This window comes from Leifsonia sp. NPDC056824, from assembly GCF_042789575.1.
Lineage (GTDB): Bacteria > Actinomycetota > Actinomycetes > Actinomycetales > Microbacteriaceae > Leifsonia.
Map to the genome: position 1 here is coordinate 632007 of NZ_JBHUAV010000001.1, position 22158 is coordinate 654164.

17 protein-coding genes are annotated in these 22158 nt (G+C 72.1%); 6 read left to right on the plus strand and 11 right to left on the minus strand.

Annotated elements, in window-relative coordinates:
* Positions 1–9: 9 nt before the first annotated feature.
* The 5 genes from ACFRFH_RS03200 to ACFRFH_RS03220 all read right to left on the minus strand — a co-directional run bounded on the left by ACFRFH_RS03200 (position 10) and on the right by ACFRFH_RS03220 (position 5512).
* Positions 10–1632, minus strand: a complete 1623-nt coding sequence (locus ACFRFH_RS03200; protein WP_382461564.1) for a polysaccharide biosynthesis tyrosine autokinase — start codon at positions 1630–1632, stop codon at positions 10–12.
* Between the two features lie 83 nt (positions 1633–1715).
* On the minus strand, positions 1716–2426 hold the full coding sequence (locus ACFRFH_RS03205; protein WP_382461565.1) for a hypothetical protein: 711 nt from the start codon (positions 2424–2426) through the stop codon (positions 1716–1718).
* Positions 2423–3187, minus strand: a complete 765-nt coding sequence (locus tag ACFRFH_RS03210; RefSeq protein ID WP_382461566.1) for a CDP-alcohol phosphatidyltransferase family protein — start codon at positions 3185–3187, stop codon at positions 2423–2425. Before ACFRFH_RS03210 ends, ACFRFH_RS03205 begins: the two co-directional genes overlap by 4 nt.
* Complete coding sequence (locus tag ACFRFH_RS03215) at positions 3184–4371, minus strand: DUF1972 domain-containing protein (protein ID WP_382461567.1); 1188 nt, start codon at positions 4369–4371, stop codon at positions 3184–3186. Before ACFRFH_RS03215 ends, ACFRFH_RS03210 begins: the two co-directional genes overlap by 4 nt.
* Positions 4372–4549: 178 nt before the next feature.
* Positions 4550–5512, minus strand: a complete 963-nt coding sequence (locus tag ACFRFH_RS03220) for a glycosyltransferase family 2 protein (RefSeq protein WP_382461568.1) — start codon at positions 5510–5512, stop codon at positions 4550–4552.
* Between the two features lie 104 nt (positions 5513–5616).
* Here ACFRFH_RS03220 and ACFRFH_RS03225 point away from each other — a divergent pair, with 104 nt between their 5' ends.
* Positions 5617–6579, plus strand: coding sequence for a glycosyltransferase family 2 protein (locus ACFRFH_RS03225; protein ID WP_382461569.1), 963 nt, complete (start codon positions 5617–5619; stop codon positions 6577–6579).
* Here the strand turns inward: ACFRFH_RS03225 and ACFRFH_RS03230 are convergent.
* On the minus strand, positions 6576–7616 hold the full coding sequence (locus tag ACFRFH_RS03230) for a glycosyl transferase (protein ID WP_382461570.1): 1041 nt from the start codon (positions 7614–7616) through the stop codon (positions 6576–6578). The two genes, ACFRFH_RS03225 and ACFRFH_RS03230, sit on opposite strands and share 4 nt — an antisense overlap.
* A 134-nt stretch (positions 7617–7750) precedes the next feature.
* Between ACFRFH_RS03230 and ACFRFH_RS03235 the strand changes: the two genes are divergently transcribed.
* Both ACFRFH_RS03235 and ACFRFH_RS03240 read left to right on the plus strand, forming a co-directional pair.
* A complete protein-coding gene (locus ACFRFH_RS03235) occupies positions 7751–8881 on the plus strand; it encodes a glycosyltransferase family 4 protein (protein ID WP_382461571.1) in 1131 nt (376 codons plus the stop codon).
* Entirely contained in the window at positions 8878–10269 is a 1392-nt protein-coding gene (locus tag ACFRFH_RS03240) for a lipopolysaccharide biosynthesis protein (protein ID WP_382461572.1), read from the plus strand. The genes ACFRFH_RS03235 and ACFRFH_RS03240 overlap by 4 nt, the downstream gene beginning before the upstream one ends.
* Before the next feature lie 22 nt (positions 10270–10291).
* Here ACFRFH_RS03240 and ACFRFH_RS03245 read toward each other — a convergent pair whose 3' ends face one another.
* Both ACFRFH_RS03245 and ACFRFH_RS03250 read right to left on the minus strand, forming a co-directional pair.
* Positions 10292–12778, minus strand: a complete 2487-nt coding sequence (locus tag ACFRFH_RS03245; RefSeq protein ID WP_382461573.1) for a right-handed parallel beta-helix repeat-containing protein — start codon at positions 12776–12778, stop codon at positions 10292–10294.
* 195 nt (positions 12779–12973) lie between these two features.
* The gene (locus ACFRFH_RS03250; protein WP_382461574.1) at positions 12974–15514 is read right to left on the minus strand and encodes a right-handed parallel beta-helix repeat-containing protein; all 2541 of its coding nucleotides are present in this window, start codon (positions 15512–15514) and stop codon (positions 12974–12976) included.
* Between the two features lie 271 nt (positions 15515–15785).
* Between ACFRFH_RS03250 and ACFRFH_RS03255 the strand changes: the two genes are divergently transcribed.
* Together ACFRFH_RS03255 and ACFRFH_RS03260 are read left to right on the plus strand one after the other, a co-directional pair.
* Complete coding sequence (locus tag ACFRFH_RS03255) at positions 15786–16373, plus strand: hypothetical protein (RefSeq protein ID WP_382461575.1); 588 nt, start codon at positions 15786–15788, stop codon at positions 16371–16373.
* A 103-nt stretch (positions 16374–16476) separates the two neighbouring features.
* Positions 16477–16899 (plus strand): adenylyltransferase/cytidyltransferase family protein, encoded by a 423-nt coding sequence (locus ACFRFH_RS03260; protein ID WP_382461576.1) that lies wholly within the window; start codon positions 16477–16479, stop codon positions 16897–16899.
* Positions 16900–16906: 7 nt separating this feature from the next.
* On the opposite strand, the gene pip is transcribed toward ACFRFH_RS03260, so the two are convergent.
* Positions 16907–17986, minus strand: coding sequence for a prolyl aminopeptidase (pip, locus tag ACFRFH_RS03265; protein WP_382461577.1), 1080 nt, complete (start codon positions 17984–17986; stop codon positions 16907–16909).
* Positions 17987–18170: 184 nt separating this feature from the next.
* Between pip and ACFRFH_RS03270 the strand changes: the two genes are divergently transcribed.
* Positions 18171–19151 (plus strand): malate dehydrogenase, encoded by a 981-nt coding sequence (locus ACFRFH_RS03270; RefSeq protein WP_382461578.1) that lies wholly within the window; start codon positions 18171–18173, stop codon positions 19149–19151.
* 136 nt (positions 19152–19287) lie between these two features.
* Here the strand turns inward: ACFRFH_RS03270 and ACFRFH_RS03275 are convergent, their stop codons facing one another.
* On the minus strand, positions 19288–21411 hold the full coding sequence (locus ACFRFH_RS03275; protein WP_382461579.1) for an acyl-CoA dehydrogenase: 2124 nt from the start codon (positions 21409–21411) through the stop codon (positions 19288–19290).
* Positions 21412–21595: 184 nt separating this feature from the next.
* On the minus strand, positions 21596–22048 hold the full coding sequence (locus ACFRFH_RS03280) for a DapH/DapD/GlmU-related protein (RefSeq protein WP_382461580.1): 453 nt from the start codon (positions 22046–22048) through the stop codon (positions 21596–21598).
* Positions 22049–22158 lie beyond the last annotated feature (110 nt).

The window sequence follows — 22158 nt, forward strand, 5'->3', positions numbered from 1 at the left end:
CGGAGCGGGTCAGGCGTTGGCCGAGGAGGTGCGCTCGGGGTCGGATTGAGCGGGCTCGGGCAGGAGTTCGTCCGGCGCGAGCCTGGCATCCGGCTCGGCGGGCTCGCGCTCCGCCGGCACGATGGCTTCAGGCTCCGGAGCTGCCGCCTCCTGCTCCGCGGGCTCCTGCTCCGCTGGCTCCTGCTCCACGGGCTCCTGGGCGGCGACCTCCTCCGCGGGATGCTTGCGGGACGCCTTCGTGGCACCCGCCTCGTGCTCGCCGGCCTTCCTCGCCGGGAGTCCCAGTCGCCTGCTCGGTGTCTCGCGCAGGTAGTAGGCGCCGCGCTGCTTGAGCGAGCGGTCGCGGTTGAACACGATGCCGAGCACGGTCGAGCCGGACTTGTGCAGCGAGTCGACGGTCTGCGCCAGCAGCTGCCTGCGCGCCTGGGTGCGGTCGACGACGACGAGTGCCCCGTCGACCTGCCGGGCGAGGATGGACGCGTCGGCCACCGAGCCCAGCGGCGCGGTGTCGATCACGACCACGTCGTACTCCCCGCGCAACCGCGCGAGCAGGTCGGACATCCGGCGGGACGAGAGCAGCTCACTGGGGTTCGGCGGGATGGGACCGGCCGCGAGCACGTCGAGGCCGCCGGCGCCCCAGCGCTGCACGACCTCCCCGAACTCCGCGCGTCCGGCCAGCACCGAGGTCAGGCCGGCCCCGCCGGCGAGGCTGCTGTAGGTGGCGATCATCGGCCGGCGGAGGTCGGCGTCGATCAGCAGAACGCGCTGACCGGTCTCGGCGAGCGCGAGGGCGAGGTTCGCGGAGATCATCGACTTGCCCTCGCCCGGCACCGACGAGGTGACGACGATGGCGCGGTTGGGCGAGCCCAGCGTGACGAACTCCATGTTCGAGCGGAGCTTCCGGTAGGCCTCCGCCCCCACCGAGAGCGGCGCGGAGACCAGGACGGGCACCTGCAGCCGGCCGCGTTCGCGCGGGATGGTGCCCACCAGCGGGGCCTTGGCGACCTCCACCGCGGTGTCGGCGTTGTGCACGCGGGTGTCGAACGCCTCCCGGAGCACGACGATGAGCACACCCACGATGAGGCCCAGGATGAGACCGGCCAGGACGTTGAGCCGGACGTTCGGGGAGGACGCCGCGTCGGGGACGGCGGCCTTGGCGATGACGCGCACCGACACCGTGGGCTTGCCCGTCGCGGTCTTGGGCGCGATCTGCTCGACCGTGCTGCCGAGGCTGGCCGCCACGGCGTTCGCGATGGTGGCCGCCTGTTCCGGGCTCGTGTCGGAGACCGCGATCTGCAGGATCACCGTGTTCTGCGGCGTGCTCACGCTCATCGCGCCGGCGAGCTGGGCCGGCGTCTCCGTGAGCTTCAGGTCGTCGATGACCGGCTTCAGCACGGCGGGCGTCTGGGCGAGCTGGGCGAACGACAGCATCTGGTTCTGCGTGTAGGTCGCGCCCTGGCTCAGGTCCGTGGCCGTACCTCCGAAGTTCAGCGAGAAGTAGCTGCTGGTGGTCGCGGTGTAGACGGGAGTCGCCAGCTGCGAGAGGCCGAAGCCTGCGACCGCACCGACGAGCGTCGCGATCACCACGACGTACCAAAACCGCCGGAACGCCTGACCGTACTGTTTGTTCATCGGATCATCTCCCACCCGACTCGCGTTGAGGACATCCTAGACACCGGGGGCCGCTGCTCCACCAGTCCCGATCCGCCGCCTGTTCACTTGAACACCACCAGCCGCGCGCCGGCCTGGTCGCTGAGCGTGAGCGTGACGTCGCCCGCGTCGGCCGCCGGGACGGTGAACACGTAGACCGCCGTCGCGGTCGCACCGGGCTTGAGCGTCCCGCTGAACGGCTTGGCGGAGGAGTCGCCCTGCACCGGGGCGGCCGGGGTGGAGGCCGAGCCGTAGTAGGCGTTGACGGTCGCCGTGGAGAGCGCGAAGTCGGAGCCGGTGCTGTTCACGAGCGTGAGTGTCACCTTGACGGCCGGGCCGCTGACCTCCCCGGGCCGGGTCGCGGTGGCGGTGTAGGACTCGACGGAGGCGACCTTGGCGGTGAGGCCGCCGGGGGTCTTCACGTCGTGGGAGACCTCCGCGGTGCTCGCGACCACCCCGCCGAAGCGGGGGTCGAGCGTGCCGGGCTTGGCCGGCGCGGGCGCGGTCGTCGACGGGGCGGCCGTCGACGCGTCGGTCGAGCCGGCGGTGGGCGCAGGGACCGGCGAGTCCGACGGCCGTGGCAGCTGTGACGCGACCGGGTCGAGCGCGTTCGCCACGCCTTTGCCGGGCTGCGGCGTGGCGCCGTGGACCGCCGCGACCACGATGGCCGCCACGATCGCGGCCGCAAGCACGCTTCCGCCCGCGATCAGCCAGCCGCGCCTGCGCCGGGCGCCGGCGGGCAGCTGCTCCTTCTCGGTCTCGTGTCCGTTGGTCATGATGGACTCCCTTCGGGGCGGAGTTCGCGGAACCACCTGACCGCTGCGGCCAGGAGGAAGAGTGCGGTGGCGACGAGGATGACGGTGTAGACGACCTGGAAGGCCGCCATCCAGCCCAGCAGGACGAACGAGAGGCAGAGCACCCCGTAGTCCATCGGCAGCACCAGGACGGCCCGCAGCCAGGAGGGCCGGCCGGGCAGGTCCGCGGCCAGCGGGACGCCGCTGTAGCGCCGGCGCAGCTGCTCGGTGAGGATCATCCCGAAGAACAGCACGGACGAGACGACCGCGGAGAGCAGCGGGACGACGAGCCACCCGACGGAGGTCGTGCCGTGGAGGTAGAAGCCGACGAGGAGCGCGAGCGGCATGCTGACCACCTTGGTGGCGTCGACCATGTGGTCGAGCCATTCGCCGGCGGGGCTGCTGCGTCCGGTCAGCCGGGAGAGCTGACCGTCCGCGCTGTCGAAGGCGTAGCCGATCAGCAGGAGCACGGCGACGCCCACCCCGAGGCCCCACGACGCGGGCAGCACGATCAGGAGGACGACGGCGGCGAAGGTCCACACGGCGCTGATCGCGGTCACCGCGTTCGGCGACAGGCTCGCGCGGTACGCCCAGGCGGCGAGGTAGCGGCCGATCCGGCGGTTCACGAACCGGGAGTACGCCGGCGCGCTGCGCGCGGCGGGCTTCTGGGCGGCGGTGAGCCGGCGGAGCGTCGCCCCGTACGACTCGCGCGGCGCCGGGCCGTCGAGCGCCGAGCCGGTCACGACTCCACCGCCTCGGCCGTGCGGGCGACCCGCTGGGCGGTGAGCGGGCGGTGCGCCCGCACCTGCACGCGGTCGGCGAGGTCGCGGCAGAGCGCCTCGTACCGGTCCGCGACGTCGTCCCAGTCGTAGGCGAGCGCGCGGGCGCTCGTGGCCTGCCGGAGCGGCGCATCGTCGGCGACCTCCTCCGCGGCCTCGATGCGGAGGGCGACGTCGTCTTCCCCGCCGAAGTACGTCCCGGCCGCGCCGAGGACTTCGCGGTTGAACACGACGTCGTAGGCGATGGTCGGCGTCCCGGCCCCGACGGCCCGCAGGAGCGAGGGGTTGGTGCCGCCCACCGAATGGCCGTGCAGGTAGGTGCGCGCGTTGGCGTAGAGCTGGTCGAGCAGCCGCTGGTCCCACACGCCGCCGAGGAAGCGCACCCGCTCGTCGGCCAGGGCGTGCACCCGGGCGGTGTACGCGTCGGCGTACGGAGCCGATCCGACCACCACGAGCGGGAGGGTCGCGGAGCTGCGGGCGTAACCGTCGACGATGGTGTGGACGTGGTTCTCCGGCTCGAAGCGGGCGACGACCAGGTGGTAGCCCCGTGTCGCGAGCCCCGACCCGGCGAGGAGGTCGTCTCCGCCGGCGATCCGCGGGGCGCCGTAGGCGATCAGCCGCGAGTCCGCGTGGAACTCCTCGCGGTAGTAGTCGGCGATGCCCTGCGCGTCGGCGATGAGGGCGTCGGACCAGCGCACCGCCGCCGACTCGGCCATCCGGTAGTACCGGCGGCCGGCGCCCTTCCACTTGTCGCGCTTCCACTCGAGCCCGTCGACATGCGTGGCGACCGGGATGCGGGCGGCGCGGATCAGCGGGAGGTAGGGGGAGTTCGCCGCGTTGAAGACGATGGCGACGTCGGTGCGATGGGTCATCAGGTGGGCGACGGACAGCCCGCTGTGGCTGAGCGTCTCCAGCGACCGGCGGCGGAGGGCTCCGCGGTGGACGAGGGTCATTCCCCGGTACTCGGCCGGCGTCCGCTCGCCCGGAGCATCAGAGGCGAGCGTGCGGCAGTAGACGCGGACCTGGTGGCCGCGCTCCGCGAGCCGGGCGCCGACCTCCTCGACCGCCGTCTCGAAGCCGCCGTAGTGGGCCGGCACGCCGCGCGTGCCCACCAGCGCGATGCTGAGCTCAGGTCCCCCACTGTGCATCGGACTTCTCTCGTTCGTCGTCTTCGAATCGTGCGGCCCGACGCGACGAAGGGGCAGCGAGGAGGACGAGGGCGAGTTCCTGTCGTCTCCGGCTGTCGGTGCATCAGGGTCGGGTCTCTGTTGCGCGATCAGTCTATGCGAGTAATCCTCAATTGTTGCTCCCCCGTTAGGGGGGCGTTCACCTGGGCGACCCGGCCGCGCGCGACGCCCTCAGGCCGTCCCGGACTCCGCGGAACGCCGCGCGAAGCGGGCCGATCGGGCGCAGGAACTGACGCCTGCCGCCCTGCAGCAGCACCTCGTAGGCGATCGGGAGGCTCGCCCGGCGCCACCGCGCCACGCTCTCCCCGTCGAGGTTGCGCGCCGCGAACACCAGCCGGTTGCGGATGTTGAAGTAGTAGTAGGTCTCCGACTTCGCCTGCCCGCTGCGCTCGAGCCCCGCGCCCTGCGTGCCGCCCTCCGCGTGCACCGCCGTCGCCTCCTGCACCACGAGCACGCGCGCCCCGGCCCGGCGGGCCCGGTAGGACAGCTCCACATCCTCCCAGTACAGGAAGTAGCCGTCGCCGAAGCCGCCGATCGTGCGCCAGAGCCGCGCCGGCAGCAGCAGGCAGGCCCCGCTCAGCCAGAGCTCCGCGTCGCGCACCCCGAGCTCGGCCCGGTTGCGGGTGGCCGAGATCCTGCCGTCGCCCAGGTGGAGGTCGGACCCGTCGAACCAGACGCTGCCGTCGGGTCGCAGGATGCGCGGCGCGACCAGTGCGCCCGGCTCCTCGTGGCCGGTGTCGTGGACGACCGCGAGCAGGGCGGCCACATCGTCCGGCGCGATCGAGGCGTCCGGATTGAGCAGCAGGAGCTCCTCGGCTCCCGCGTCGAGCGCCGCAGCGACGCCCGCGTTCATGCCGGGACCGAACCCGAGGTTCGTGTCCGGCTCGACCAGCAGCCAGCCCTCGGCCGCGGCGAGCTCCCGCATCCGGCGGCGCTCGTCGTCCGTCGTCCGGTTGTCGACCACCACGGCGGACGCACCGGGCAGCGCGCGGGTGAGCGGGGCGAGGTTCGCGGCCAGCAGGCCTGCGGACCCGTACGAGACGACGACCACGGCGAGCCCGGCGAACCGGCCGGTCGCCCCGCCGCCATCAGCCCCGGTCATCGTCCGCCCCTCCCTGCCCGCGACGGCGGCCGCGCCCGCCACGCTGGCGTGAAGCCTATACCTGTGTGAGCATGGAGACCCACCGAAGCCCGTGAGGACCGTTCATGGCCGAGCACCGCGACCGCGTCACCATCGCCGTGCCGACGTTCCGCCGTCCCGCCCTGCTGGCGGCGCTCCTCCCCCTGCTCGTGGATCAGGCGCGCGACCTCGCCGGCGACGGCACGACGACCGAGATCGTGGTCGTCGACAACGACCCGGAGGCCGGGGCGCGGCCCGTCGTGGAGGCCGCGGCCGCGCACGCGGCGACCGGCGACCGGCCCGTCACGATCCGCTACGCGCACGAAGCCGTGCCCGGCATCGCGTCGGCGCGCAACCGCGCCCTGGACGAGGCCGCCGGTTCGGGCCTCCTCGCCTTCATCGACGACGACGAGCGTCCCCGCCCCGGCTGGCTGCGCGAGCTCGTGCGGACCTGGCGGGCGACGGGCGCCGCGCTCGTGCAGGGCTGGGTCGTCCCGGAGTACGAGGTCACGCCGTCGTCGTGGATCCTCGCCGGGCGGTTCTTCGTCCGCCGCACCTGGCCGACCGGCACGGAACTCGGCGTCTCCGCGTCGAACAACGTCCTGCTGGACGTCGAGCAGGTGCGCGCGAGCGGCCTCCGGTTCGCGCTCGACCTCGGCTTGAGCGGCGGCGAGGACACCCTCTTCACCAGCCAGCTCGGCCGCCAGGGCTACCGGATGGTGTGGTGCGCCGAGTCGGTGGTCGACGACCTGGTCCCCGGCTCCCGGATCAGCCGCGGATGGGTGCTGCGGCGAGCACTGAGCCACGGGAACTCCGCGGCGGTGGTGCGCATCCGGCTCGCCGGCGGCCCCGCCTCGCGCGCGGTCGCCCGCGTCGCCGCGACGGCAGGCGGGATCGCCCGGATCGCGGGCGGCGTGCTTCGCTGCGCGCTCGGCGTCGTGACGGGCTCGGAGGAGCACCAGGCGCGGGGCTCGCGGGCCGCCTACCGGGGTGTGGGCATGATCGCCGCGTCCGCCGGCCGCGTCGTGCAGGAGTACGCGCGACCCTAGCCGGCAGCTCGACCGCGCGAACGGCCGGACCGGCGCAGGTCGATCGCGCGGCGATAGGCGTCGAGGTGCCGCCGGCCGGCGTCGGCCCAGCTGCGTGCGCTCAGGTCGGGCCGGTCGTCCGGGTCGAACGCGGCCGCCCGGGCGATCGCCGCGGCCAGGACCTCGGGCGTCAGCCGGTCGTAGCGCAGCACCCACTCCTCGCCGACCTCGCGCGCGAGCGCCTCCGTCGTCTCGTTCCCCGGCACCAGCACCGGGCGGTCGAGGGAGAGCGCGGCCAGCACTCCGCCGGAGTTGTGCATGTCGCGGTACGGCAGCGCGATCAGCTCCGACCGGCCGACGAGCTCGGCGATCTCCGCGTCCTCCAGGAACGCCAGCGTCACGCTCACCCGCGGGTCGCGCGCCGCCAGGGCCCGCACCGAACCGGCGAGCTCCTCGGTGGAGGGCCGGCCCGCGACGGCGAGTCGCAGCCCGTCTCCCGGCACGGCGGCGAAGACCTCGATGAGCTCCTCCACCCCCTTGTACCGCCGGATCAGGCCGAAGTACCCGACCCGGCCGGTCTCCCTGTCCGAGTGCGGGAAGCGGGCGAACCACTCGCGGTAGTCGCCGTGCAGGATTGTCTCGTGCGCGGAGCCGGCGGGGAACGGCGTCGTCGGGTTCAGCCCGATCCACAGGACCGTGCGCCGGTCGAACCAGCGCAGCAGCGCGCGCTCGCGCCGGGAGATGCCCTGCGGGAGGTGGAGGTTGTGCAGCGTCCGCACGACCGGCGTCCCGGTCGCCGCCAGCCGGAGCAGCAGGAGGCCGGTGAGCGCCTGGCGTCCGAGTGATTTGACCGGGCCGTGGCCGGTCACCAGGATCTCCGGCCAGTGGGCATGGAACACGTCGTAGCGCCCGAGCAGCGCCGACCGCCAGCCGAACGTGCGCACCTCGACGCCGGGGGTCGCCGCCAGGCTGTCCCGGAGCATGACGATATAGGGGTTCGTCGTCGGCCGCGGTACGGGGAAGGACTGCTGCACCACGATGCGCTCGCGTCGGCTCATTGTGCGACCACCCTAGCCGCGACCCGTCCCGGAGGGTGCACCCCCACTTGTGAGGGTATTTTGTGAGAATCTCTCGTTATTCGCAGCGCGGGTCCCTAGAATCGCGAGCAGGACGCCGCGACCGATCCGCGGCGATGACCCGAGACGCGGAGCGGACAGTGGCCGGCGAAGCACCAACTCTGCACCACCAGCATGTGCGGCTCTACGAGCAGGTGCGCAGCGTGCACCTCGAGCGCGCACGAGAGCTCGCCCCCGCCGCCATCGTCTACCGCGCCAAGCGCTACGACTTCGACCCCGCCCTCGCCGACGGCGTCGAGCTGGCCCAGGCCGGCACCCTCGGCGCCGCGCGCCTCGCCCTGCGCAGCCGCATCACCCGGGTCGAGATCGACGAGCCGCTGTACCTGGACTCCCTGCCCCGGACGGCCGCCGTGCTGGCGGTGCTGGGGATGAAGCACCTCGCGGGAGCGCCGCGGGCCGAAGTCGCCACCTATGCGATCGAGGACCTCGACCCGTTCGCCATCCGGCCGCCGCGCGTGCGCAGCCGACTGCGCCGCTCCGTCGAACGGGTCCTCGCCGGCTACATCTGGCACCGGCTCGACACGGTCGTCTACGGCACCTCCGAGGCCGACGCGCTCTACAACTCGACGTTCACGCACCCGCCGCGGCGGCAGCTCACCGTGGAGGCGCTGCCGAGCCCGTGCCTGTGCGCGGCCGACCTCATCGAGCGGGACCAGGACAGCGTCCTCTTCCTCGGCGCGTTCTCGCCGCGCAAAGGCTTCGCGGACGTCCTGGAGGCCTGGCCGGCGATCCTCTCGCGGCACCCCGGTGCGCGGCTGACCCTCGTCGGGTCAGGCGAGCTCCTGGACGCCGCCCGGGACGCGGCCGCCGCCGACCCCAGCATCCGCCTGATCGTCGACCCGCCCCGCTCCGTCGTGCACGAGGAGCTCCGGCGGGCGCATGTGCTCGTGCTGCCCTCCCGGCGGGTGGGCGCGTGGCGCGAGCAGGTCGGCCTCCCGATCGTGGAGGGCCTCGCCCACGGCTGCGAGATCGTCACGACGAGCGAGACCGGGATCGCCGAGTGGCTGATCGACGCCGGCCACGTCGTCCTCCCCGCCGCCATCGACAGCGCAGGCATCGCCGACGGCGTCGTGGACGCGCTGGTCGCCCCGCGCGGCGCGGCCGACGTGCTGGCAGCACTCCCCGGCGTCGACGGCCGCATCGCGGCAGGGCGCGCGCTCTTCCGCGACCTGGGGGCACGCGCATGACCCACGTCCGGGCCGCCCGAGCGGACAAGGCGGAGGCGAAGGCCCACCCTGGCCAGGGACGCAGGGGCATGGTCCGGGCGGTCGGCTCGACGGCGGTGATGAAGGTCCTCGTGATGGGCCTCTCCGGCATCATCGGCATCGTCAACAGCCGCCTCATCATCCAGCACTTCGGCACGGATGCCTACGCGCAGTACGGCCTGCTCGCCGCGCTGCCCGCGCTGCTGCCGTTCGCCGACCTCGGCATCGCCGCGGTCGTCATCAACGCGGTCGCCGGCTCCGACGCCCCGGCGTCCGACCGCACCGTGCGACGCACGGTCGTCACCGCGTTCCGCATCCTGCTGATCTCCGCGGCGGTCATCATCGGGGTGGGCATCGTCATCAGCCTGCTCGGCTGGTGGCCCGCGATCCTCGGCGGCGGCCTGCTCCCCGACGGCGGCAGCCTCGCCGCCTTCCTCTGCCTCGGCACGTTCGCCGTCGTGCTGCCGCTCAGCGTCGGCTCGCGCATCCTGGTCGGGCTGGGCCGGACCAGCACCCAGGTGGCCAGCCAGGCGGTCGTCGCCCCGGCGATGTTCCTCGGCCTCGCCACGCTCGTCGCGGTCTCGGCGCCCGCGGGGAGCTTCCTCGCGGTGCTCTCCTACCTCGCCAACGGGCTGGCCTCGCTGATCTGTCTCGTGATGGCCGCGCGGCTGATCAAGCCGCAGGTGGGCAGGGCGCTGCGCGAGGTGCCGTTCCCGCGCAAGTACCCCGGCGTCCCGGCGATCGGGGTCGCCTGGCCGATGCTGGTGCAGATGGTCGCGCTCCCGATCGCGATGCAGACGGACCGCCTGCTGCTCAGCCATCTCACGACGGGCACCGAGCTCGCGCAGTACAACCTGGCCTCCCAGCTCTTCGGGCTGGTGGTGCAGACCATCGCCGCCGCGGGTATCGCGCTCTGGCCGATCTACGCGAAGGCGCGCTCCGAGTCGCGCATCGAGTCGCCGATGAAGCCGACGCTGTGGTTCCTGGCCGGAGGGCTCGTGCTCGGGCTCGCGCTCGCGGCGCTGTCCCCGCTGCTCACGCACTTCATCGCCGGCGACCGCTTCGCGCTCGACCCGTGGCTGGTCGGCGGCTTCGTCGTGTTCGTCGCGCTGCAGGCCGCCAAGTACCCGGCCGGGATGTACATGACCGACAAGCGCGGACTGACGTTCCAGGTCTGGCCGATCCTGATCAGCGTCCCGCTCAACCTCGCGCTGTCCTGGTGGCTCGTCGGGGTCATCGGCGCGGGCGGCCCGATCATCGGGTCCGCCATCAGCGTCCTGCTCTGCCAGGTGATCCCGAACCTCTGGTACGTGAGCCGGGACCTCGGACGCCGCCGGGCCGAGAAGCCCGACGGCGTCGAGGTGCGCTGAGCGCGCGGTCAGGGTCGCAGGGTCACCAGGCCCCGAGGTGCGCCGTGCCGGCGGTGTGGCCCACGAGCGCTGCGATGGCGGCAGGGAGGGCCGCAGCGGCGCCGGTCGCCGAGGCGTCCAGCTGCGTGGTGGACTCGACGGGGGCGTTCTCCACGAGGGTGCTGTGCGCATCCCTGCCGGTCGCCGCGGTGAACGCCGCGAGGGTGTTGTAGACCGCCGGGTTCCCGGCACCGCGCGACCAGACCGCGAACCACGTCGGTGCGCTCGTCGAGGGCCGGCGATACAGGTTGTCGTCCGGGTCGATGCCGAGCTGAGCCGCGGAGTACGTGTGCGAGTAGTCCTCGACGCAGAGCAGGCAGTTGCCCGTGCCTCCCGAGACGATGTTGTCGCGGATCGTGTCGGGGCCGGTGATCCACGTCATCGTCGGGTCGGGGAACGCCTGCCGCGGGTCGTGCCCCGCGTCGCTCGCGTTGTTCCCGCGGCGGGCGTCCTGGGTGATGTCCAGGTTGCGGCCGGTGTTGTCGGTCAGCGTGTTGTTCCAGACCTGCACGCCGCCGCCGATGTCGTCGAGTTTGAGTCCGTCCGAGGTGTTTCGCGACACCACGTCGTCCGCGATGGTCGCCTTCGCCGAGATCTCCAGGACGATGCCGTTGCCCGCGTTCCGCAGCGAGTCGTCGTGGACGACCGTCAGGTCGTAGACCGACTCGTCGAACCACAGACCGTGCGACAGGTTGTCGACGAACGCGCTGTTCTCCACCGTGACCGTGCGGGAGCGGGTGATCTTCACACCGCCGGAGACCGGCGAGGTGTTGAAGTGCTCGGCGTCGTTCCCCGACGCGAGGACGCCGTCCAGCCGCAGGCCGTCCGCGTAGTTCGCCTGCACACCGAGGAGGCCGTTGCGGGCGACGGTCACGTCGTGCAGCGTGTTTCCCGCTCCGCCGAGGGAGACGCCCGTGGTGGCGTTGTCGGTGAACGAGACGTTCTCGAACGTCGCACCGCCCTGATAGTCGGTCACCGCTCCCATGTCCGGCACCGAGGGTGCGTAGCGGCGGACTCCGACGCCCTTCAGCGTGAACCCGGCGGACCCGACGGTGATCGCCTTCTGCAGGTCGCTCGCGCGCACCTCCGCGCCCGACGGGTTCGTGCCGAGCACCAGGGTCTGAGCCGCAGTGTCGTAGAAGAACGTCCCTGCCGTGACCTGGGCCGCGCTGGCGACCTGCTTCATGGCGGTGCCGCCGACCCAGAGCTGGTCGGGGTGGGACGCCATCGGATACGCCGGGTTGATCCACTGCCAGCCCGGCGTGGTGCCGTCCGCAGCGCCGCGGGTGAACGTCGGGCTGGAGTCGAACACATGGTTCCAGCCGGTCGCCTTCCACACCGAGCCGCTCTGCGCCCAGTTGGAGACGACCGTGCTTCCGTCGAGGTAGACGGTCTCCTTCGGGTACGACTGGACGGTGAGCTTCTTGCTTCCCGGGACCGTCAGCGACTCGTGGTAGCTGCCCTGGCGCAGGACGATGGTCGCGCCGCTGGGAGCCGCATTGAGCGCCTTCTGCACGGTCGCGTACGGCGCGGCGAGGGTGCCTGCCGCGCTGTCCGATCCGGACGGCGAGACCACGATCGCACCGGACGGGACCGGATAGGAGGTGCTGCCGATCGGGGCGGACCCGGTCGTGAAGCGCGTGCCGGTCGTGTCGATCGACGGGGAGGCGGCCGGGGCCGGGCCGGGAGCGGGGACGGAGGGCGCCGGGGCCGTGGTGGGTGTCGGAGTCGGCGCGGGAGCCGGGGTCGCCACGACGGCCGTCAGCGCCGACGCCGTGAGCGCGTCGAACTGGACGGACTGCACGGGCGTCGCCCCCGAGAGGTACGACCACGCGCCGATGCTGCCCGCGCCGCTCAGACGGGTGGACGACGAGTCGTCGGCCGTGAGCTGCCAGCCCGGCTGCGCGGCGCCGGCGACCCAGGCGCGCGCCTGAAGGTGCACTGGGTTCGAGCCCGTGGCCTGGAACTGCAGCTGCACGGCGGAGCCCGCCTTCAGGCCGCCGGCGATGCCCACCTCGGGCGCGACGGTCGTCTGGGTCGAACCGTTCACCCGCACGATCGTGAGGGTCAGGACGCCGCCCGAGCCGACGCGGATGTTGGCCCGGTAGTACGAACCTCCCGTCGCCCTCAGCTCCACGCCGGCGAAGACGCCGTTGCCGCTGGCGGGGATGGTCGGGACGTCGATGGTCGCGGACGTCGTGACGTCGGCCGCCGTGACGGACGGCAACGAGGCGGTCAGCGTCGCTCCCGGAGCGGGGAACTTCATCGTCCCCACCCCGCTCGCCGTCGAGAACGACGACGCGGCGTTGACGGCGTAGGCTCCGCCGACCGGAGCGGCGCCCCAGCCGTTGGAGGTCGTGCGCGAGAACGCGTCCGACACGAGTTGCGAGCCGACCGAGTAGGCCGGAGCCGCGGTGGCAGCGGCGGCCGAGATCGCCGGCACGCACGCGGCGGTGACGGCGACGAGCACTGCCGCAGTGACAGTGATGGATGGGCGAAGTGATGGCATGAGTTCTCCAAGCTGTTCGTGGACTCGGAAGAACAGACCGGAAGAGAGGCGAAGCCATTACGCGGGATCGTCGAATCCCCGGGCGCACGCAGCGACGCCGCCGGGCGGAGGGCCCGGCGGCGTCGAGTGCTCGGAGAGCGGGTCAGGCGGTGGGGATCACCACGCGCCCATGTGCGTCGTCCCGGTCGCGCGACCGACGAGCGAGGCGATGGCCGACGGGATGCCGGTCGGGGTTCCCCCCGACGCCACGTTCGGCTGGGCGGCGCCCTGCGGCGCGCTCTGGACGAGCGTGTTGTGCCCGCCCTTGCCGGTGGCCGACGTGAACGCCGACAACGAGGTGTAGATCGCAGGGTTGCCCGAACCGGTGGACCAGATCGCGAACCAGCTCGGCGCGCTCGCGGACGGGCGGCTGTACAGGTTGTAGTCCGCGTCGACGCCCATCTGGCTGGCCGAGAGGAGGTGCGCGTAGTCCTCGACGCACAGCAGGCAGTTGCCCGAACCACCCGAGATGACGTTGTTGCGGATCGTGTCCGGACCGGTGATCCAGGTCATCGTCGGGTCGGGGAACGCCTGGCGCGGGTCGTGACCGGCGTCGGATGCCCTGTTCCCGCGGCGTGCGTCCTGGGTGATGTCCAGGTTGCGGCCGGTGTTGTTCGTCAGCGTGTTGTTCCAGACCTGCGCGTTGCTGATGTTGTTCAGCTTGAGGCCGTCCGACGCGTTGCCGGACACCACGTTGTCGGCGATCTTGGCGGTGGCCGAGATCTCCACGACGATGCCGTTGCCCTGGTTGCCGAGCGAGTCGTTGTGCGCCACGTTCATGTTGTAGACCGACTCGTCGAACCACAGGCCGTGCGACTGGTTGTGCAGGAACGCGCTGTTCACGACCGTGATGTTGCGCGAGCGGGTGATCTTCACGCCGCCGGAGACCGGCGAGGTGTTGAAGTGCTCCGCGTTGTCGTCAGCGGCCAGCACGCCGTCCAGCGTGAGGTTGTCCGCGTTGTTCGCCTGGACGCCCAGGAGGCCGTCACGGGCGACCGTCACGTTGCGCAGGGTGTTGCCCGAGCCGCCGAGCGCGACGCCGGTGGTGGCCATGTCGGAGAACGAGTCGTTCTCGAACGTCGCACCGCCCTGGTAGGAGCTCACAGCGCCCATGTCCGGGACGGACGGGGCGTAGCGGCGGACGCCGATCCCCTTGAGCGTGAAGCCGGGGGCGCCGACGGTGATCGCCTTCTGGAGGTCGCTCGCGCGGACCTCCTTGCCGGCGGGGTTCGTGCCGAGCACCAGGGCCTTCGCCGCGGTGTCGTAGAAGAACGTGCCTGCGGTGACCTGCGAGGCGCTGGCGACCTGCTTCATGGCCGTGCCGCCGACCCAGAGCTGGTCGGGGTGGGACGCCATCGGGTAGGCCGGGTTGATCCACCGCCAGCCGGCGGCCGTGCCGTCGGGAGCGCCGCGGGTGAAGGTCGGGCTGGAGTCGAACACATGGTTCCAGCCGGTCGCCTTCCACGTCGAGCCGCTCTGCGCCCAGTTGGACACGACGGAGCTGCCGTCGAGGTAGACGGCCTCCTTCGGGTACGACTGGATGGTCAGCTTCTTGCCGCCCGGGATCGTCAGCGACTCGTGGTAGCTGCCGCCGCGGAGCACGATGGTCCCGCCGTTGGGGGCGGAGTTGATCGCGCTCTGCACGCTGCCGCCGGGGGACACCACGATGGCGCCGGCGGGCACGGCGTACGACGTGCTGCCGATGGCCGCCGCACCGGTGCCGAAGCGGGTGCCGGAGGTGTCGATGGCCGGGTCACCACTCGTGGCCGGCGACGGGTTGGACGTCACGGGCGCGGAGGGCGTCGAGGTCGGGGTGGACGACGGCGTGGACGTCGGCGTCGACGTCGGAGTCGACGTGGGCTTCTGCGTCGGCGTCGCCGTGGGCGTCTGCGCCGGGGTGCTCGACGGGTTCGAGCCCACCGGGACCAGCTTCGACGCGGTGAGCGTGTCGAAGGCGACGGGCGTGACGGCGCTGGCGGCCGACAGGTACGACCAGGCGGCGACGCTGCCCGCGGCGCCCAGGCGGGCGGACGAGGAGTCGTCGGCGGTGAGCTGCCAGCCGGGCTGCGCGGCGCCGGCGAGCCAGGCGCGCGCCTGGAGGTGGACCGGGTTCGTGCCTGTCGCCTGGAACTGGAGCTGCACGGCGGAGCCGGCCTTCAGGCCGCTCGCGATGCGCTTCTCCGGGCTGACGACCGTCTGCTTCGCGGTCGAGCCGTTGACGCGCACGATCGTGAGGTTCAGGGTGCCGCCCTTGCCGACGCGGATGTTGGCCTGGTAGTGCGACCCGCTGACCGACCGGAGCTGCACGCCGGCGAAGACGCCGTTGCCGCTGGTCGGGATCGTCGGGACGTCGATCGTCGCCGAGGCGGTGACGTCGCCGGCCGAGACCGAGGGCAGCCCCGCGGTGAGCGAGGTGCCCGGCTTCGGGAGGGCCATCGTTCCGACGCCGTTCTTCGCGGAGAAGGACGACGCACTGTTGACCTTGTAGGCGCCGCCGACGGGGGCGGAGCCCCAGCCCGCGGCGGTGGTGCGAGAGAAGTCGTCGGAGACGATCTGCGCGCCGGTCGCGTAGCTGGTCGGGGCGGCCGTGGCCGTCAGGGCGGGGAGGCCGACGACGGCGAGCGCCGTCGCGGCGGCGCCGGCGACGCCGGCGATCAAGAGGTTTCGGTTTTTACGGGGGGCAGGGGAATGCATACCGCCGGAGCGGTGTCGTGCTGATGCCATGGAAGGGGGGTTTCCAATGCTGCTCGTCGCGGAGAGCGAGAAAGTGAGACCAAGCCTTCTGCGCGGGAGTATTGAATGGCAACCTATCAGACGCTGCCTGAGAGCGCGCACAGCTCAAGAGATTTTATCGTGTGCTAGCGCGTCGCGCCAGAGAGCAATGACCCCCTCTTCGGGTGCCACCTTCCGCTTCGGCCAGAATGGCAGCATGACGGCATCGACGGGCTTCGAGATCCTCGCCATCTGCACCGGAAACATCTGCCGCTCCCCGGCGATGGACCTCCTGCTGGCGCACGACCTGGCCGGCGCGGACGGGCGCTTCGCGGTGTCGTCCGCCGGCACGCACGCCATGACAGGCTGGCCGGTCAACCCGCCGATGGACGAACTGCTCGAGGCCCACGGTGTGGACGTCGGCGGTTTCGCCGCGCGACAGGCCGCCGCCGAGCTGCTGACCGGAGCCGGCCTCATCCTCACAGCGACCCGGGAGCATCGGGCCTGGGTCACCGACCACGCACCGTCGACCGTCCGCCGGGCCTTCACGCTCACCGAGTTCGCGGACGCCGTGCGCGCGGCCGACCCGTCGACGCTCACACCCGCCGGGCTGGTCGAGTGGGCGGCGGCGCACCGGCCGCCGGCCGGCGTGGTCAGCCGGAGCCGGTCGACGCGACGCGGGTACGCGGAGGGCGACGTCCTCGATCCGTACGGTCTCGGCGACGCCGCGTACGAGGCGGCCTTCGCGCAGATCGCGGCGGCGACCGAAGTCATCGCGGCGGCCCTCCTCGCCACGAAGGGCTGACCCCGCGCGCATGCCCGGCCGGCCCGTCCGGATTGGGGGGTGACAAATCCTCACTAATTCGCCAAACTAGGTGAGGATACCTCACCCGAAGGGGGCAATCGAAGTGAGCATGCGCGTCGGTTATGCCGCAGGAGCGTTCGACCTGTTCCACATCGGACACCTCAACATCCTCAAGCACGCCAAGAACGAGTGCGATTACCTGATCGCGGGCGTGGTCTCCGACGAGATGCTGCGGCTCACCAAGGGCGTCGACCCGGTCATCCCCCTCGCGGAACGGATCGAGATCGTGCGCCACATCGCCTACGTGGACGAGGCGGTCGCCGAGACCGTCCCGGACAAGCTCGACATGTGGCGGGACCTGCGCTTCGACGTGTTCTTCAAGGGCGACGACTGGCGCGGCACCGAGAAGGGGCTCCGGCTGGAACGGGAGTTCGCCGTGGTGGGCGTGGAGGTCGTGTACTTCCCGTACACGATGACGACCTCGTCCACGCAGCTCAGGAAGGCCCTCGCGGCCCTCGCCGGCTGAGCGAGGGCTACTTCTCGCCCTCGTCCTCCTCGCCCTCGTCCTCCTCGTCGGTGGCTTCGTCGTCCGCGACGTCGTCGTCGAGGTCCTCGGCATCCGTGGCCTCGTCCTCGTCGTCTCCGTCGGCGTCCGCATCGCCGGCGAACCGATCGGTCGCCTCGATCAGCGCGTCCAGGATTCCCGGCTCGTCGTACGCGTGCCCGGCGTCCGCCACGATGTTCAGCTCGGCCGCCGGCCACGCCTTGTGCAGGTCCCACGCCGTCATCGCCGGCGTGCAGACGTCATAGCGGCCCTGCACGATGACGCCGGGGATGCCCTCCAGCTTGTACGCGTCGCGGATGAGCTGGTCCTCCTCGAACCAGCCGCCGTTCACGAAGTAGTGGTTCTCGATGCGCGCGAAGGCCACCGCGTACTTCTCCTCGGTGAAGGTCTCGACGACCTCCGGCCGCGGCAGCAGCGTGATCGTGGACGACTCCCAGCGCGACCAGGCGACGGCGGCCGGACCGTGCACGGCCGGGTCCTCGTCGGCGAGCAGCCGGCTGTACGCGCGGATCAGGTGGCCGCGCTCCGCCGGCGGCACCGGCTCGACGAAGCCCTCCCACAGGTCGGGGAACAGCGCCGCGGCGCCGCCCTCGTAGAACCATTCCAGCTCGGCCGGGCGCAGCGTGAAGATGCCGCGCACGATCAGCTCGGTCACCCGCTCGGGATGCGTCTCCGCGTACGCGAGCGCCAGCGCGCTGCCCCACGAGCCGCCGAACACCTGCCAGCGCTCGACCTCCAGGTGCTCGCGCAGTTTCTCCAGGTCGGAGACGAGATTCCAGGTGGTGTTCGCCGACAGGTCGGCGTCCGGGTCGCTCGCGTGCGGCAGGCTGCGACCGCAGTTGCGCTGGTCGAGCAGGATGATCCGGTACCGCTCGGGATCGAACAGCCGGCGGTGGGAGGGCGTGGTGCCGCCGCCGGGGCCGCCGTGCAGGAACACCACCGGCTTGCCGTCCGGGTTCCCGCTGGTCTCCCAGTACACCTGCTGGTCATCGCCGACGTCCAGCATCCCGCTGTCGTACGGCTCGATCTCCGGGTAGAGAGTGCGCATGGTGCGACTGTAGCGGCGCACCCCCCGCTCCCCCACGCGCCGCGCCCACCCCTCCCACCCCCGCGCACACGCGCACAACGGAGGACATCCTCCCTGAATGGGGCCGCCCCTCCTCCGTAAACTGCCACGAGGGGGGTCGTTGCGAGCGGATGTCCTCCGTTGCCGACAGCGCTAGGCTCGCCGCATGAGCACCCCCGTGACCGTCGCCGTCACCGGCGCCGGTGGACAGATCGGCTACGCCCTCCTCTTCCGCATCGCCTCCGGGCAGCTGCTCGGGCGCGACGTGCCGGTGCGGCTGCGGCTGCTGGAGATCCCGGCCGGGCTCGGCGCCGCCGAGGGCACCGCCCTGGAGCTGCAGGACGGCGCCTTCCCTTTGCTGCACGGGGTCGACGTGACCGACGACCCGCGCACGGCCTTCGACGGCGCGAGCGTCGCCCTGCTCGTCGGCGCCCGGCCGCGCACCGCCGGGATGGAGCGCGCCGACCTCCTGGAGGCCAACGGCGGCATCTTCGGCCCGCAGGGCGCCGCGCTCAACGACGTCGCCGCCGACGACCTGCGCGTGCTCGTCGTGGGCAATCCCGCCAACACCAATGCGCTCATCGCGAGCGCGCACGCGCCGGACATCCCCGCCGAGCGCTTCACCGCGATGACCCGGCTCGACCACAACCGCGCGGTCGCGCAGCTCGCGGCGAAGCTCGGCGTCCGGGTCGCCGCGATCGAGGGCGTCATCGTGTGGGGCAACCACTCGGCGAGCCAGTACCCCGACCTCAGCCACGCGACCGTGAACGGGAGGCCCGCGACCGAGCTGGTGGACGAGGGCTGGCTCGCGGAGGAGTACATCCCGCGGGTGGCGAAGCGCGGGGCCGAGATCATCGCGGTGCGCGGCTCGTCGTCGGCGGCCTCCGCGGCGAGCGCCGCCATCGACCACGTCCGCGACTGGGTGGACGGCACCGGCGAGCGCTGGACCTCCGCCGCGATCGTCTCCGACGGCTCCTACGGCGTGCCGGCGGGCCTGATCTCGTCGTTCCCGGTGCGCGGCGTCGACGGCCGCTGGGAGATCGTCCAGGGCATCGCGATCGACGCGTTCTCGCGCGTGCGCATCGACGCCTCCGTCGCCGAGCTCGTGGCCGAGCGCGACGCCGTCCGCGCCCTCGGCCTGCTCTAGCCGCGCCCGAGAGGGGACGCAACACGCCGCGTCGGCGCACCGCAGGCGGCGTGTTGCGTCCCCTCGGACGCCACCTAACTGACAGAACACGCCGCCTTGCGAGCTCGCGAGGCGGCGTGTCCTGTCAGATAGATGGTCAGCGGCGCTTCGTCGGCGCCTTCTCGGGCGTCGGGAGGGTGCCGTCGGCGCGGCGTGCGGCGTAGTACGCCCGCGCCTCGGCCTGACGCTCGGCCTCGGCGCCGCTCGCGATCTTCGCACGCACCAGCTCGGGGCCGTAGCCGAAGGCGTCGACCAGGTCGACCGCGTGCGGGCGGATGCGAGTCAGCAGCCGGTCGATGTACGCCGATACCGCCTGCGCGCGCTGCGGCGAGAGGCGGCCGTGGATGAGGTACCAGGCCAGGTGCTTCTCGATGAGCCCGAAGCCGAACAGGTCGCGCAGCCAGGTCAGCACCTGCTTGGTGCCGGCGTCCGGAGCCTGGTCCAGGGCCTCCGTGAAGGCCTCCCACTGCAGCAGCTCGCCGTGCGCGCGGGCCGCCTCGATCAGCTCGTTCTGCTGCGAGTTGAACAGGTCGGCCGCGGCCTTCTTGCCCAGCTTGGAGGCCGGGCGCAGCCGTCCGCCGATCTCCGAGATCATCGTCTCGACGCGGTCGGTGAGCAGCTCGCGCTGGGTGGCGGACTCCTGCAGCCAGTTGACCGCGCGGGCCGTGGAGCCGAAGTCGCGCACGGTCTGGCCGACGCTGCGCAGGCCGGAGCCGTGGTACGCCTTGCCGGCCGCCTGCACGACGACGTACCGCGCGAGCGCGCCGGCGTCGGCCTTGGCGAACTTGCGGCTGAAGTCGGTCAGCAGGCGCTTGGCGACGAGCTGCAGGAGGACGTTGTTGTCGCCCTCAAACGTCACCCAGATGTCGAGGTCCTGACGCAGCGAGGTGATCCGGTTCTCGGTCAGGAAGCCCGCGCCGCCGCACGCCTCGCGCGCCTCCTGGAGGGTCTCCAGCGCGTGCCAGGTGCTGAGCGGCTTGAGCGCCGCCGCGATGGTCTCCAGGTCCTGACGGTCGGCGTCCGTGTCGGTCTTGCCGCTGAACACGTCGTCGAACTTGTGCAGGAACATCTCGTGCGCGAAGCTCTCCGCGTACGTCGTGGCCAGCAGCGGGAGCAGCCGGCGCTGGTGGCGCTGGTAGTCGAGCACGACCTCCTCGTCGGTGTCGCTGCCCGCGGTGAACTGGCGGCGCTGGTCGCCGTAGGTCAGCGCGATCTTCAGGCCGATCTTCGCCGCGATGGTCGCGGAGCCGTCGAGCGAGACGCGGCCCTGGACGAGCGTGCCCAGCATCGTGAAGAAGCGCCGGCCGGGGCTGGAGATCGGGGAGGTGTAGGTGCCGTCCTCCGCGACGTCGCCGTAGCGGTTGAGGAGGTCGGTGCGCGGGATGCGGACGCCGGTGAAGTGCAGCCGGCCGTTGTCGATGCCGTTGAGGCCGCCCTTCTGGCCGTCGTCCTCGCCGCCGATGCCCGGCAGGAAGTCGCCGTTCGCGTCGCGGATCGGCACGTAGAACGCGTGCACGCCGTGGTTGACGCCCTTGGTCACGAGCTGCGCGAAGACCACCGCTGCGGTGGCGTCGACCGCCGCGTTGCCGAGGTAGTCCTTCCATGCTCCGCGGAACGGGGTGTCGAGGACGAAGTCCTTCGTCTCGGGGTCGTAGGTCGCGGTGGTTGCGATCGCGGCGACGTCCGAGCCGTGGCCGGTCTCCGTCATGGCGAAGGCGCCCGGCACGTCGAGCGACATGATCCCCGGCAGGTAGGTCGTGTGGTGGTACTCGGTGCCGAGGTGCAGCACCGCGGCACCGAACAGTCCCCACTGCACGCCGGACTTGATCTGGAGCGACGGGTCGGCCGCGACGAGCTCCTCGAACGCAGCGATGTTGCCGCCGTGGTCCTCCAGGCCGCCGACCGCCTTCGGGAAGGCGCGATGCACCTGGCCGTGGTCGACCAGCAGCTTGAGCTGCCCGAAGACCCGCTTGCGGTGGTCGGCGACGGAGAGCCCCTCCACCTTCTGCAGCTCGGGCTGCGAGGAGAGCGCTCGGGAGGCCAGGCGGACCTCCGCCCAGGTGCCGAGGAGCTGGCGGCCCAGCGCCTCCACGTCGACGTGCGGCGCGGCGCCGGCCGGAGCGGTCGCGGCTGCTGCGGCGGCCGCTTCGTTCTCGGCCGCGTCCACGACGGGGGTGGAGGTGCGGGGCTTCTCGGGTGCGCGCTCTGCGGTGTCAACCATGAGGTTCCTCTTCGATGTCTCGGGGTCATCGTCACGCTACGGCCGGGCTGCGATGAGGAGAAACCGTCGGTGCGGAGGCGACAAAAACGGCCCGCGAGGTCCGCGGGCCGTTTGTGGGAAGCTCCAAATCGCCGTCCCGAACGTCATCGGGTATGGACAAGACGGGCCGGTGGTTGTTACGGGCTCAGGCCGCCCGGCGGGTCGGGCGCGCCTCGCGGGGCAGCGCTGCGAGGGCCGCGCGCGCGGCGGTCGCGCCGCGCAGCTCGATGACGGTCCCCGGCGCGAGCTGCTCGTCGCGGTCGACGCGGGCACCGTTTCCGATCATGGCGTTCTCGCCCACCTTCACGTTGCTGCCGATGCGCACGCCACTGCCGATGATGCAGCCCTTGCCGATGTGGACGTTGGCGCCGACGAAGGTGCGGTCGCCGATCGTCGCGCCCGAATCGATCCAGCTTCCGGCGCCGATATAGGCGTCCAGCCCGACGCGGGCGTCGGCCTCCACGTAGGCGGTCGGCTCGATGCGCGCCGACTCGGCCACACGGGCCGTGGGGGACACGAGTCCCTTCCCGTTCGCGTGCCGCCTGTACTTGATGATTGCGCCGGTCTCGTCCTCGAGCTCTTCTATCCTTCGTGCCACTTCATCCCTCCTTCGAGATCGTCGCGGGATTATGCCACCTGACATAACCGTGGACGGGGGCGAAAGATTCCCTGATCGCCCCACGGAACCGGGACTGTACGCCTCGGATC

What these genes read in the sequence shown, in the direction of transcription:
- ACFRFH_RS03205 (WP_382461565.1), bottom strand. Translation starts at nt 2,426, where the DNA reads ATGACCAACGGACACGAGACCGAGAAGGAGCAGCTGCCCGCCGGCGCC.
- ACFRFH_RS03235 (WP_382461571.1), top strand. Translation starts at nt 7,751, where the DNA reads ATGACCCGAGACGCGGAGCGGACAGTGGCCGGCGAAGCACCAACTCTG.
- ACFRFH_RS03220 (WP_382461568.1), bottom strand. Translation starts at nt 5,512, where the DNA reads ATGACCGGGGCTGATGGCGGCGGGGCGACCGGCCGGTTCGCCGGGCTC.
- pip (WP_382461577.1), bottom strand. Translation starts at nt 17,986, where the DNA reads ATGCGCACTCTCTACCCGGAGATCGAGCCGTACGACAGCGGGATGCTG.
- ACFRFH_RS03215 (WP_382461567.1), bottom strand. Translation starts at nt 4,371, where the DNA reads ATGCACAGTGGGGGACCTGAGCTCAGCATCGCGCTGGTGGGCACGCGC.
- ACFRFH_RS03275 (WP_382461579.1), bottom strand. Translation starts at nt 21,411, where the DNA reads ATGGTTGACACCGCAGAGCGCGCACCCGAGAAGCCCCGCACCTCCACC.
- ACFRFH_RS03230 (WP_382461570.1), bottom strand. Translation starts at nt 7,616, where the DNA reads ATGAGCCGACGCGAGCGCATCGTGGTGCAGCAGTCCTTCCCCGTACCG.
- ACFRFH_RS03225 (WP_382461569.1), top strand. Translation starts at nt 5,617, where the DNA reads ATGGCCGAGCACCGCGACCGCGTCACCATCGCCGTGCCGACGTTCCGC.
- ACFRFH_RS03240 (WP_382461572.1), top strand. Translation starts at nt 8,878, where the DNA reads ATGACCCACGTCCGGGCCGCCCGAGCGGACAAGGCGGAGGCGAAGGCC.
- ACFRFH_RS03200 (WP_382461564.1), bottom strand. Translation starts at nt 1,632, where the DNA reads ATGAACAAACAGTACGGTCAGGCGTTCCGGCGGTTTTGGTACGTCGTG.
- ACFRFH_RS03270 (WP_382461578.1), top strand. Translation starts at nt 18,171, where the DNA reads ATGAGCACCCCCGTGACCGTCGCCGTCACCGGCGCCGGTGGACAGATC.
- ACFRFH_RS03255 (WP_382461575.1), top strand. Translation starts at nt 15,786, where the DNA reads ATGACGGCATCGACGGGCTTCGAGATCCTCGCCATCTGCACCGGAAAC.